Here is a 12,601-nt window from a genome sequence, read left to right as displayed (position 1 = left end):
CGAATCGGGTGCCGCCCGAACCCCTAGAACCACTTCGGTACTTGAGCGGCCGACAACGTAGGGAGTGTTTATGACCAAGCTGTCCGTAGTTGTCCCTTGCTACAACGAAGAGGCTGTGATCGACAGCTTCGACATCGACGTCCGCAGGGTCCTGGACGCCCTGCCCGTCGAGTACGAGGTCTGCTACGTCGACGACGGCAGCCGTGACGGAACTCTCGGAAAGCTCCGCAAGATCGCGGCCGAGCACGGTGCCCAGGCGCGTTTACGTCTCCTTCAGCCGGAACTTCGGCAAGGAGGCGGGCATGCTCGCCGGGCTGCGCGAGGCCACCGGCGACGCCGTGGTGATCATGGAAGCCGACCTCCAACACCCGCCGGAGCTGATCGCCATCATGCTCGACTACTACCGGCAGGGGCATGACCAGGTCATCGCCCGGCGCACGCGCGAGGGCGACAAGAAGCTCCGCTCGGCGCTCAGCCGCCTCTACTACCGGGGCGTCAACCCCCGGGTCGACGTAGAGCTCGCGGACGGCGTCGGCGACTTCCGGCTGCTGTCGCGGCCGGCCGTGGACGCGCTGCTGGCGCTGCCCGAGTACAACCGGTTCTCCAAGGGGCTCTTCTCCTGGATCGGCTTCGACACCGTCCACTTCGACTATCAGAACGCCCAGCGCGAGGCCGGCGAGACGAAGTGGAAGTTCGGGTCCCTGCTGAACTACGGCATGGACGGCCTGATCTCCTTCAACAACCGGCCGCTGCGCATCGGGATCTGGCTCGGGGTCTCGCTCGTCGCGCTGGCCGGGCTGTATGCCCTGTGGATCATCGTCATGGCGATGAGCGGCGGTGCCGACTCGCCGGGTTACGTCACCCTGGTGGCGATCATCGTCGGGCTGGGCGGCGTTCAGATGATCATGCTGGGGCTGATCGGCGAGTACATCGGCCGCATCTACACAGGCAGCACGCCATGAACGTGCAAGTCATCGCCGCGCCGGACGGCACACCCCTGTGGTTCTCGCGGGCCGCACCCGGCCGCACCCACGATCTGACTGCGGCCAGCGCGCACGGCGTCCAGGCCTGCCTCACGAGGCAGATCCTGATCCTGGCCGACCGCGCCTACCAAGGTGGCTGTGACGTTGTGCCTCACAACGTCACGGCCAACCAAGAAGCCGGCGCCACCGTCCGCACCCCCTACAAGGGCCACCGCGAACTGCTCGAGCACTACCAGCACTACATCCGCGACCACGCCCGCCTGCGCGCCCCGGGCGAACACGCCTTCGCCCGCCTCAGGACGTGGCGTCTCTTCCGCAAGACACGTTGCTCAACCAACCGCATCAGCAGATGCGTTGCCGCCATCCGCACCCTCCCACCTGCGAAATCGCAGGAAGAACGAGGTTCAGTGGTGCGCTCCGCATCAAACTGACTCGATCAGCGGGCCACGCGCGCACCGAAGATCGTGCGGGCAGTCGGACCGGCGCCGTGGAAACTGGACGGTAGGAAGGACCAATGGCACGTTTCCGTTCTTGTCGGCAGTGGTCCGTTTGCCTCCGTACCAAGACTCAGTAATGATCATTTAGACGTCATCTCATTTGGCTAGCCTTGGGTAGAGTGCTGGCTGTGGTGGGGATTGTTGAGCGGCTGGTGCCGGATGAGTTGTGGGAGCTGTTCCAGCGGGTGGTGCCGGAGGCGCCGATGCGTCCTCAGGGTGGCGGACGGCGTCGGCACGGCGACCGGGAGGTGCTGGCTGCGATCGTGTTCGTGGCGACGTCCGGCTGTACCTGGCAGCAGTTGCCGTCGGCGTCCTTCGGGCCGTCGGGAGCGACGGCCCATCGGCGGTTTGCCGAGTGGTCGAAGGCCAGGGTGTGGGCGAAGCTGCACCGCCTGGTCCTCGATGAACTCGGCTCCCGTGGGGAGTTGGACTGGTCGCGTTGCGCGATCGACTCGGTGAACATGCGGGCGTTGAAAAGGGGGACCTGACGGGTCCGAATCCTGTGGACCGGGGCAAGTACGGCTCGAAGATCCACTTGATCACGGAGCGGACCGGTCTGCCCCTGTCCGTGGGGATCTCGGGGGCGAACCTGCACGACAGTCAGGCCCTCGAGCCCCTGGTGCGGGGTATCCCGCCCATCCGCTCGCGCCGCGGCCCCCGGCGGCGACGGCCCGGAAAGCTGCATGCCGACAAGGGCTACGACTACGACCACCTGCGGCGATGGTTACGCGGCCGGGGCATCGCCCATCGCATCGCCCGCCGGGGAATCGAGAGCTCCACCCGCCTGGGACGCCACCGCTGGACCATCGAGCGCACCATGTCGTGGCTGGCCGGCTGCCGCCGCCTCCACCGCCGCTACGAACGCAAGGCCGACCACTTCCTCGCCTTCACCAGCATCGCCTGCACCCTCATCTGCTACCGCAGACTCGCCAAATGAGATGACGTCTTAGCAGCCGCCGCTGCAGCATCAGGTCCCCCGCCTTCCAGCGGCGGCTGCTTAATTCACCAGCACCTCGGGCGCGCCAGCCGCGATCCGGTCATAGCAGGGCAAGATCCTGCGTGCCCGCCCAAGGCCCCGCAGTGATGACGGGACAGGACACGCCAGGCCAAGGTCGCCTGCTAGCCAATGTTGGTTGCTGATCGGGAGTTGCTCGGGTACCGCACCGTGCATCCGGCCGCGATCACCCGCAGCCAGCATAGCTCTGTGAAAAATGCCGATTCTTCAGGCTCAACCGTTGTTCTGGCTGGCTGCCCAGGGCGTCGCTGGTCAGTAACACTGGAGCTGGTCCTGCAGGCGACCGTTCCTGACGGAGGGTCAGGTGCAGTCGGCCTCGAGTGGCTCTCCGACCAGGGCCGACGCCGATCGTTTACATGTACGCGCCAGTGTACGCGGCTCAGTGTTGTCCGACTTTGAATCAGCCCTGGCTGGCTGCCCAGGCTGTGATGGCCAGAAGCGCTAGGAGCAGTGTCATCTGCCGTGCATAACTAGGGCGTCGGTGGCAGCCTCGATCGCGCCGCCGCGGTATGCGATGGCGCGTACGGCGGCGGGTGCCGTGAGCCATGACTCCCTCCACATGGGTTGATAGGCATCGCGGCACATCACCGATCTCAATTGGGTGCTGTGAGTGAACCTTTCTCATCCTGTCTCGCAGGGATGATGACGATGCCATGAGCGGTGCGGAGCTCCTCGTGACATCGCTGGTCACAGGCTCGCACGGCTCACGCCGGAGCAAGCTGCTCACCAGCAACAACCCAAGATGAGAAAGGTTCAGTGACGTAGAGCGCCGCCTGGCAGCCTGGGTCGCGGCACACAGACCACCCTCAAAAAATATCAGCACCTCCATTCCGATGGCTGCCGTTGACTCCGGGCAATGCCACACCCTGCACCAATAGTCCCCGATGTATGCATGATTGATTTACCGGTGGGCCATCAGGGACTCGAACCCTGAACCAATAGATTAAAAGTCCACTGCTCTGCCAATTGAGCTAATGGCCCGTGATCGAGGCGCCATTTGCGCCGAATATCACTGGACGGGGAATCGGCGGCTTTCATTTCCTGCCAGCCACAAGACAACACGGCGCTCCGGAACTGCCATCGCTCGGGCCGTGTCAGGGATCGAGGCACCTGACATGATCAAGCCGCGAGCCTGCCGGGCCCTATGCACCTCGGTGGAGGTCAGCGCGGAGCAGTTCTCGGCAGTGCCAAACGTGTCCGGCGCCCTCTCCTCTTCACCCCTGTACAACCACCGCCGTACGGCATGTTCATCGCACCCCACGATCAGCGCGCACAGTTTGATGCCGCAACCTGCCGCGATGAGATTCAATACATGCGCTCGAACCTTGGGGGAAATGTTGACGAGGACTACCTCCATGCGATCAGCTCCTCCCACTGCGCCCGACTTTTAAATCGCACCATCTTCCTCCACGCCTGAAACCGTTCCATGAACTCTTCTCGCACCCCCAATTCAGCAAAACTCCGCCCTGACACCCACTCGGCACCGAGGAACACAGTCGATGCTCAACGAAGGCCCGTATCAGGAATATCATATCCCTAAGCCTAGCGGCACCACATCAACTTTCGGCGGCCTCAAAGAGCCGAACGGTGAATCCGGACCTTAGGAGATATCTAGCAGGACGAGCAATTGAGGCGAACCTGATGGGTTGCCTACTGGATCGTGTAGCGCACGTGTCTGGTGTGGAAGCAGCCGTTCACGATGTGGGGTTGGCGCTGTCGGCGGTGCAGGGAGCGCCGTGTTTCGCGGGCGAGGTCGTCGACCGAGGTGGCGCGGGCGGCGTGGACGTGGTGTTTCAGTGGGTGTTCTGTGATGGTTCGCCTGGCTTTTAGGCTGAGTTGGGGTCTGGGGTAGCCGGTGCGGGCTGTACGGGGGTGAACAGGCCGGGCTCGGATTCGTTGAGAAGTCCGCGGCTGACCAGCCGTTTCAGCTTGGCCCGCATGGTCTCGACGTGGCGGGGTTCGGTACTGGTGTTGAGTATCTGGCAGAGGTCCTTGGCGTGGAGTCCGTCTGCGGCCGTCTCGAAGGCGGCGAGGATTCGTGGTAGCCGGGCGGCAGTGGTTCGGGCGGCTCGGTGTCGTCCTCGGCGGCCAGTTCCAGCAGCATCTCGCGTGTGGTCTGGAGGGGATCAGAACTCAAAGGGTTCTCGTTGAGGGTGTAGCGGACGTGGGGGCCGTGGAAGTAGCCGCGGACGATGTGGGGCTGACGTTGGCGTCTGCGGAGGAACCTGCGGGTCTCGGTGGCGAGTTCGGCCCGGTTCCGGGCCCGGTGGTCCTTCGGGAGGCTGTGCTTGTGGTCGGCGTTGACCAGCTCGTCAGGGTTCAGTTCGGGCGAGTGTTGAGTGCAGCTCGATATCGTCGGTGTGAGCGGCGAGCCAGGTACGGACCGTCTTCGAGCGGTATGCGGAGTGCCCGTCGACCACGAGGTAGATCTTGTGGTCGAAGTGCCCGACGAGCCGTTCCAGGAAGCGGCACCTCACGCCGGCGTCGAAACTGTCGGTGAAGACCATGAAATGCATACGGCCCTTGGTGCTGATCGCCGACATCGCGTTCACCGATAACCGGTTGCCCGTGCGTCGCACGATCGGGCTGTGGCCCTTCTCGCCCCAGGTGCGGCCGGCGACCTGGTCGGCGAAGAGGATCTCCGCGGCCCTCCGCCTTCGCCTCGGCCCGATCGCCGGCCAGGTCTCTTCGTGCCAGCGAGCCACCGCCTCGGGGTCCTGTTCCACTGCCCGTTTGCCGGGGCGCTGGAAGGAAAGCCCCCACCGCTTCCAGTACGTGCCGACCCCGGACTCGGTCAGCCGTACCCGGTACAGCTTCGCCATCAGATCGCCGACCAGCCGTCGGGTCCACAACTGCCCCACCAGACCCACATCACACGGCCGGTGATCGAGCACCGCCTGCCGAACCGCCGCCTGTTCAGCCTCACCCAGCACCTGATGCACTCCCACCGGGCGGCCCTTCGGCCGGGCCAGCAGCGCCTCCCCCACCGGCCTGCCACTTCGCTCACCAGTTGTCCACGGCCTTCAACGACACCCTGAACACCGAGGCAACATCTTCACGCTCTCGCCCCGCCGCAAGCGCGGCCACCGAACGCAACCGCAGGACCTCCTGCACCGACGGCGACAAGTGCCCTGCATCCCCCGCCAGTTCACTCACACACAGCGCAACGACCGAGAATGACAAGCGTTTCGGATCAATAGACGCCGTGCATGGCGACGGTCGCCGTCCAATGGCATGAAATTGGCCGCCGGTTGACCCTCCTGTCCACCGATGTCCAACTCGCGGTCGCCCTGGCTGCTGGCGGTCGCCGTCGTCCAGATCGCAAGCCTGCCGTGGTGAGCGGCGGGCCGACCGGTCCCGTCACGGATGCTGCGGCCGACCCCATGCACCCGGTTGCGGCGGCTGTGCTGTCCGCGGTTCGCGCGCCGCCCCCGACCCGGCAGACCGCTCCTCCTCACAATCCGGCCCAGCCGCCGGGCAACTGAGCCCGAGCCAGCGCACGTCTCGTCGCCCGGCGGCCTTCAGGCCAAAGAATCCGTGCACCCCGCCGTGGATCGCGAGGGACGAAACCCTTCACCAGAAGCACATTCGAAGGGAGTTACCGCTCGTGATCCGATGGATCCACGGAGTGAGTCGGGTGGCGTGAAATGGCTGCGACTCCTAGGAATATCCGGTCGTCGTTGCTACAGATGGGCAGCACCACATCGGAGAAACAGGAAGGTGTCCACCCATGTCGACCTCGACCGAACTCACCGCACGTAGCCTCCCGCCGCCCGCGTGGGAAGTCCAGGCCCTCCCGACCACGCAATGGCAGGCCTTCTACGCCGCCGTACTCGACGCGTTCCACGAGACCGAACCGGGAGAGGCAACAGCCCTGTGGCGCAGCCTCGCGGAGCCCCAGCGGTGCCTGGTCGTCCGCGACGACGGAGCCATCGTGGGCACGGCGGGTGCCTTCTCCTTCCGCATGACCGTCCCGGGCCATCACCTCGTGGAGACCGCCGGGGTGAGCATGGTGAGCGTGCAACCCACCCATCGGCGCCGAGGCGTGCTCTCGGCACTGATGCACCATCAGCTGCACTCGCTACAGCGACAGCGCGAGCCGCTGGCCGTCCTGACCGCCTCCGAGGCACCCATCTACGGGCGCTTCGGCTACGGCGTCGCGGCCCGGCAGCTGTCCCTGGACATACAGTCGCGCCGCGTCTCACTGACGGCGCCCGCTGCCCACGGCGTGACCCTCACCGTTGAGGCCCCGGCCAAGGCCCTGCCCGCCTGCGAGGAGTTCTACGCCAGTCAAGTCCCCCGCCGCCCGGGGATGCTGGCCCGGGCCCCGGGCTGGGAACTGCTCCCGCTGCTCGACACACCGTGCCCTCGCTCCACCGCGTACCCCCTCGAATGCGTCGTGGCACGCCTGGACGGCGAGGTCGCCGGTTACGCCCGCTACTCCGTCGCCATCGACTGGTCACCGCAGAATACCGCTCAGGGCAGCGTGCGGGTGAGGGACATCGAGGCGGCCGACCCGCGCGTCTACGCGGCGCTGTGGCGCTTCCTCCTGGAGACCGACCTCACTTCGCGCGTCATCGCCCCCAACCGGCCGGTCGACGACGCCTTGCTCCACATGGTCTCGGACGTGCGCCACTGCGCGCCGACGGTGCTGGACAGCCTGTACGTACGCGTCGTCGACGCACCCGTCGCTCTGGCCGCCCGGACCTATGCCACCGCGATCGACCTCGTCCTGGAGATCGAGGACGCGCAGGCCCCGTGGAACCGGGGACGCTGGCGGCTGGTGGGTGACCGGGCCGGAGCCGTGTGCACGCGGACGGACGCCGCGCCCGACCTCACCCTGGACGCCTGTGCCCTCGGCTCGGCCTACCTCGGCGGCACCACGCTGACGGAACTGGCCGCAGCCGGCAGGGTCGGCGCGCACCGGCCAGAAGCGCTCGCCACCGCCACCGCCGCGTTCACCTCGCCGGTGGCACCGTGGCTCCCCCACAGCTTCTGCCGATCCCTGCTGTCGCGCCTGTGACTCCCGCTCCCCTGCCCTAACTGTCTGGATGTGCCTGCCACTTGGCCAAGGGGTTGTTCTCGGTTCGCGTCACTGGTCCGGCCCTCGTCGCCCGTGCAACGAGGGCCCAGTGGTCAGCATCCAGTCGACGACGCGCGCGGCCGGGTAGGGCTCATCGTCCGGGCTGATGTCCTCCAGGAAGCCGAGGTCCTACCCAAGGGCCACGTGGGCGGCTCGGCGGCCCCGCCAGGCGTGCGCTGCCCGAGGCCCACGGTCACGAGCAGTGCGTTGCACAGGCACTCGCGTCCGACGGTGTCCACGGCCGTCCCGCCCTTGCGCACGTACGTGGCGATCGGCTCGGCCGCGCAGCGGTAGACGAGCGCTCCGCTCGCCGCGCGGGCCGGTATCGCAGGTATCCGAGGTCGCACACGGGCCGCCGGGCCGCCCGCACTGTCTCGTCGGAGGGCGTGCCGGGCAGTTCGGCGACCTTGAACGGGAAGCCGGTGGGCGAGGCCTGCCGGTCGTTGCGGATCCTCAGCGTCCCGGTCCGGGCGCGTCCTCAACTCCGTGCGCAGATCGGCGCGCAGTCCGGACTCCTCGCACAGCGCGAACGCGCTCCCGATCTGGACGCCGGCTCGCCGGGCCGTCGCGCCTCGGCGAGCCGCTGCGGATGTGCGGCACAGCCAGCCAGCCAGAACGGGATGCCGAACGCGGCCGCCTTGGCGAGGTCGGGCTGATCCCGCGGCCCGTACACCGGCCGGCCCGTACCGTCGAGCAGCGGCTTGCCCCGCGGCGGGGCGCTGTGCCCGCCGGCCCGGTGCGTCTCGATGGCGAGGACGTCGGGCCTCTTCAGTCGGTCCGCACCGCCAGGAAGCGGGCCGAAGAGCCCCGCCCGGGGGCACAGATGGCAATGAACCAAAAAGCAACAGCATTGGAACGGATGACCTGGGGGGTGGTGTCACCGGGCCCGAGGGGTGCCGTCGGAGACGCTGATGAGAGGTCCGGCTACCGTCTGGTCCGGTGCAACGCCGGGCAGTTCGCGGACGGCAGGTCTGCATAACGTGGATGCGCGAGTACGACGCCGACGCCAAGGCCAGCCGCACCAAAGGAGTTGAGAGCACGATGTTCGACACCGGCGACGTGGGCGTGTTCCTCGGCCTGGACGTCGGCAAGAGCGCCCACCATGGCCATGGGCTGACCCCGGCCGGCAAGAAGGTCTTCGACAAGCCCCTGCCCAACAGCGAACCGAAACTGCGGGCCGTCTTCGACAAGCTGGCCGCGAAGTTCGCCACCGTCCTGGTGATCGTGGACCAGCCCGCCTCGATCGGCGCCCTGCCCCTGACAGTCGCGAGGGACGCGGGCTGCAAGGTTGCCTACCTGCCAGGACTCGCGATGCGGAGGATCGCCGATCTCTACCCGGGCGAGGCCAAGACCGACGCGAAAGACGCCGCGGTGATCGCGTACGCCGCCCGCACCATGCCGCACACCCTGCGCTCGCTGGAGCTGACTGACGAGGTCACCGCCGAGCTGATCGTGCTGGTCGGCTTCGTCCAGGACCTGGCTGCCGAGGCCACCAGCAACCGCATACGCGGCCTGCTCACCCAGTTCCACCCCAGCCTCGAACGGGTCCTCGGGCCCCGGCTCGATCACCAGGCCGTGACCTGGCTCCCCGAACGCTACGGCTCCCCGGCCGCCCTGAGAAAAGCCGGACGCCGCAGGCTCGTTGAAGTGATCCGGCCCAAGGCGCCCAGGATGGCCACCCGCCTGATCGACGAGGTCTTCGGCGCGCTCGACGAGCAGACCGTCGGTAACTGTTCAGGGGTGTCGCCTCACGAGGATGTCGCGGGTGGCATCCAGGGGTTGCCGGTGAAGGCGTCGCGGAGGGCGTCAAGGAGGTCGATGCCGTGGTTGCGGGCGGTGTCGAGGTAGGACCGGACGGTGCAGTACCAGTCGGCGGTGGTGACTCGTCGCCAGCAACCGCCCACGGCCATCTGGAGCTTGACCATCCGCAGCGCACGCTCGGCCGGATTATTGGTCCATTCCACATCGAAGCGCGTCGTGAACGGCAGGATTTCGTCGGTGCGCTTCTTCAGCATCTCGGCGGCGATCCAGGCGGGGTGGCGCTTGTTCTGGCTGGTACGTCGGCCGGTGTTCTGGGCGAGACCGACCAGATATGCGTGTCGCCAACGTTGGTGGAGCTCGACGCTGGTCTGCTCGTCGAGCCGGTCCTGACCTGCTGCTTTGGTGGTCTCGACGGCGGTGTGGAAGTCACGCAGGGCGTCCTGTGCTGCCTGCGCCCAGGAGTGATCGTGGGCGGGTTCGCCCTCGATGACGCCGGTCAGGTCCCGCAGCACATGGGCACAGCAGATCTGTCGGCCGGCGGCGGTCTTGGCGTACTTGTCGTAGAGCGCGAGCCGGTCGATGACCAGGACGCCTTCGTACCCTTCGAGGATTCCGAAATGATCGGTGGCGTCGTGGGAGCGGCGTTTGTGGGCGCCGAGCCAGATGAGCTGTCCGGAGCGGGCTACGTGGACGTACATCCAGTCCGGTCCGGGCTGTCTGCGGCCGGGGTCCAGGATCTCCCCTCGCAGGAGGGCCTCGGTCTCCATCTGCCGTATCTCGTCCCCGCTGACCTGGGCCGGGGTCTCGTCCAGGTGCAGTACGGGGCGGCCCTCAACGACGATCAACAGGTCCTCGACCATCCCGGCCAGCTGATCGGCCCGCGCATTCGCCGCTGCCGTCTCGGCCTGCACGGTCGTGAGCAACAGCTCCAGCGCCGCCACCCGGGCAGCCAGAACCTCCGCGGAACCCGGCTCGGACGACGTGATCCACAAGCTACAACTCGATCCGGGACGACATCGCCCCGCTCACCAGCACCCAGGAGCTTCATCGTTGCGCAGGAGTACCCAACTCGCGGTCAGCGCACAAAGGCTGGAAAAGGCACACTGCATCCGGTCCTCGGTCGCATGCCCGGCCCGCTCCGAGAGCGTCCAGCCGTTCTTCCTCGGCAGCTCCGCCAGCAAGCCCTCGACGAACTGCGCGAAGACCACCCGCGGCTCCGGCCGGTTGAAGAGATGCCCCAACGAGCCGGTCAGCCAACCTTCGCCTCGGCATCCCCGTCATCGCTAACCTCGGCTACACCGCGCCCGAGGAACCTTCGCGGGCCCCGCCGGCCGGCGACTGGCAAGTCAGGTCCATGGAAACAGCGGCCCCTGAACCTCGTGCCCGGTTGCGCTGCCTCGTCGAACGGCGGCACGCATCAAGACCTGGCAGATCTTCCGCCACGCCCGCTGCAGCCCCAACTGGATCACACCCGCAGGCAAAGTTTGGTGTCTGTAGTGACGGGTGGAGTCCTCGGAAAGGGCTCCACCCATGGGAGGAGCGGTGTTAGCGGAGGCTGCGGATGCAGTCGATGATGGTGCCGTCTGCTTGTACGAGGGGGATGAGGGGCCAGGTCTCGTACGGCGTCGAGGTGTAGGGCAGGCTAAGACCGATCCAGTCACCGACTTCCAGGTCAGCTGCGTCGGTGAGCTTGAGCTGCGCGTGGTGTTCGCAGACTCTTGCCAGGGTGACACCGGCCGCCAGGTGTGTCTCACCATCCGTGTGGCGTACTACCTGCACTGAGGAGAGATTGAGGTCTTGGATGGTGTCGATCTTGCCCGTGTTGATGAAGGCCTGCCCCGGTTCGGGAAGAGAGACGACCTGGGTCCACAGTCTCAGACCGGTGTTCGGGACACTCTTGTCAAAGTGATCGTCGAATGGGTTCTGCTGGCTGCCCTGGGAGACCGGCGTCCCCGTACGCGCCAGTTTCAGAAGGGGACGGGAGAGCGGGGGAATCTGAGCAAACGCCGCGGTGACCGCATGGAACCATGTGTCGGCGGCCACACTGACGATGATCTCCTTGGTGTCCGTAAAACGGCCAGCCTTGTCAAGGTCGGTGGCGATCTTGATGAGTTGCTGCAGCCACGTGGTGACCTTGGTGTAGTCGGCGCCAGGCACCTCGCCCTCATGCCCGGCGATACCCACCAGACGCAGTGTAGGAACACTGGCTACTGCATCTGCAATCATCATGCACTGGTCAGCGGTCCGGACGCCGGTGCCTGCCCCCTTGCCCGCCCCGAGCTCGATGACCACCTCGACGGGGCGAGGAGCGCCCGCCTTGTGGAGGGCAGCGTCCATCAGCTCAACTCCGCGGACTGAGTCGACGAAGGCGACGAAGCGGAAGTCGACGTCAGCAGCCAGCTCCCGCGCCAGCCAGCCCAGCATGGCCGCGTCAATCAGCTCGCTGGCCAGGAAGACCCGCTGGATTCCGAAGGCGCGGTAGGCGCGTACCTGGTGGGGGGTGGCGGCGGTGATGCCCCAGGCGCCTTTTGCGCGCTGACGGTGGAGGATCTGAGAGGAGGCACAAACCTTGCCATAGGGGGCGAAGTTCAGGTCGTGTGTGGTGGAGTACTGCTCCATTAACACCAGGTCACGGTCAATGGACTCGGCGGAAAGGGCCAGGATGGGAGTGGTGAAGCCCCCGGTGAACAGATTACGGCGCTCAGTAATCAGTTCACCGACGGTCATCCCCTCCGAGTCCGGCAGGAGGCCCAGGAAACCATGACCGATGCGCTCCTCACTGAGCCGCTCAAACATGCTGGTAGCAGACATCTGTCCTCCATATTGCGTAGTTCCCTCGGGGGCTGGTCCCCCTCACAGAACATCAGCACAACCAGCAGAGCCGAAGCCACCAATGCGATGATCTATACCCCATATGGCCCCATTAAGAAGTGTCCTGCGACTGGCGGCTACGGGACACAGGGGCCAGTCCTTCCTGACCGAGATCATCATGTCCCACACCCGATCACGCGGGATGAAATGGGTGAAAAGGCAGATAGACCCACACAATCACGATGCTGAAGGATCGAGGCTGGCGCGGGTGAAGAACGCCGAAAATTTGCTCCACCCAGGCGGAGGCCGAAACGGTGAATACGGAACTCCGTCACAGCTGGAAGGTCATTCAAAAGTGGGTGGATCACCGGTAGTTGATCGCTGGATACAAGATCGGTCCCCTCGGCGTAGCGTGTGAAGTGTCAACCACAGCAGGCTCGTTCGGGGGGCC

General features: G+C 66.2%; 7 protein-coding genes, 1 tRNA gene and 3 pseudogenes. 5 read left to right on the top strand and 6 right to left on the bottom strand.

Features of this window, described 5'->3' with window-relative positions; all coding sequences use genetic code 11:
- Nucleotides 1-70: 70 nt before the first annotated feature.
- From ACIQ8J_RS28345 to ACIQ8J_RS28335, 3 genes and pseudogenes are all read left to right on the top strand, one after another.
- A pseudogene (locus ACIQ8J_RS28345) lies at nucleotides 71-962 on the top strand (glycosyltransferase family 2 protein).
- Nucleotides 944-1,414: pseudogene (locus ACIQ8J_RS28340) on the top strand (transposase family protein); the annotation flags it as partial. The pseudogenes ACIQ8J_RS28345 and ACIQ8J_RS28340, both read left to right, overlap by 19 nt.
- A gap of 203 nt (nucleotides 1,415-1,617) precedes the next feature.
- Nucleotides 1,618-2,417, top strand: a protein-coding gene (locus tag ACIQ8J_RS28335) for an IS5 family transposase (protein WP_403607973.1) whose coding sequence is annotated in 2 segments (ribosomal slippage) — nucleotides 1,618-1,957 and nucleotides 1,957-2,417 — 801 coding nt in all. Because the reading frame shifts where the segments join, the coding sequence is not laid out codon by codon here.
- A 986-nt stretch (nucleotides 2,418-3,403) separates the two neighbouring features.
- On the opposite strand, the gene ACIQ8J_RS28330 is transcribed toward ACIQ8J_RS28335, so the two are convergent.
- The 3 genes from ACIQ8J_RS28330 to ACIQ8J_RS28320 form a co-directional block, all read right to left on the bottom strand.
- Nucleotides 3,404-3,476, bottom strand: a tRNA-Lys gene (locus ACIQ8J_RS28330).
- A 28-nt stretch (nucleotides 3,477-3,504) separates the two neighbouring features.
- Nucleotides 3,505-3,852, bottom strand: coding sequence for a hypothetical protein (locus tag ACIQ8J_RS28325; protein WP_403278169.1), 348 nt, complete (start codon nucleotides 3,850-3,852; stop codon nucleotides 3,505-3,507).
- Nucleotides 3,853-4,807: 955 nt separating this feature from the next.
- A complete protein-coding gene (locus ACIQ8J_RS28320; RefSeq protein WP_403278170.1) occupies nucleotides 4,808-5,482 on the bottom strand; it encodes an IS630 family transposase in 675 nt (224 codons plus the stop codon).
- 743 nt (nucleotides 5,483-6,225) lie between these two features.
- Here ACIQ8J_RS28320 and ACIQ8J_RS28315 point away from each other — a divergent pair.
- The gene (locus tag ACIQ8J_RS28315; protein WP_403278171.1) at nucleotides 6,226-7,518 is read left to right on the top strand and encodes a GNAT family N-acetyltransferase; all 1,293 of its coding nucleotides are present in this window, start codon (nucleotides 6,226-6,228) and stop codon (nucleotides 7,516-7,518) included.
- Between the two features lie 1,101 nt (nucleotides 7,519-8,619).
- Nucleotides 8,620-9,303, top strand: a pseudogene (locus tag ACIQ8J_RS28310) (IS110 family transposase); the annotation flags it as partial.
- Nucleotides 9,304-9,326: 23 nt separating this feature from the next.
- On the opposite strand, the gene ACIQ8J_RS28305 reads toward ACIQ8J_RS28310, so the two are convergent.
- From ACIQ8J_RS28305 to ACIQ8J_RS28295, 3 genes are all read right to left on the bottom strand, one after another.
- Complete coding sequence (locus tag ACIQ8J_RS28305) at nucleotides 9,327-10,331, bottom strand: transposase (RefSeq protein ID WP_403278172.1); 1,005 nt, start codon at nucleotides 10,329-10,331, stop codon at nucleotides 9,327-9,329.
- Nucleotides 10,332-10,364: 33 nt separating this feature from the next.
- Entirely contained in the window at nucleotides 10,365-10,547 is a 183-nt protein-coding gene (locus ACIQ8J_RS28300) for a hypothetical protein (protein ID WP_403278174.1), read from the bottom strand.
- Nucleotides 10,548-10,884: 337 nt separating this feature from the next.
- Entirely contained in the window at nucleotides 10,885-12,150 is a 1,266-nt protein-coding gene (locus ACIQ8J_RS28295) for an amino acid deaminase (protein ID WP_403278176.1), read from the bottom strand.
- Between the last annotated feature and the right edge of the window lie 451 nt (nucleotides 12,151-12,601).

The organism is Streptomyces sp. NPDC094147 (genome assembly GCF_044764265.1).
Lineage (GTDB): Bacteria > Actinomycetota > Actinomycetes > Streptomycetales > Streptomycetaceae > Streptomyces.
This window is presented reverse-complemented; position numbering and strand designations above follow the sequence as displayed.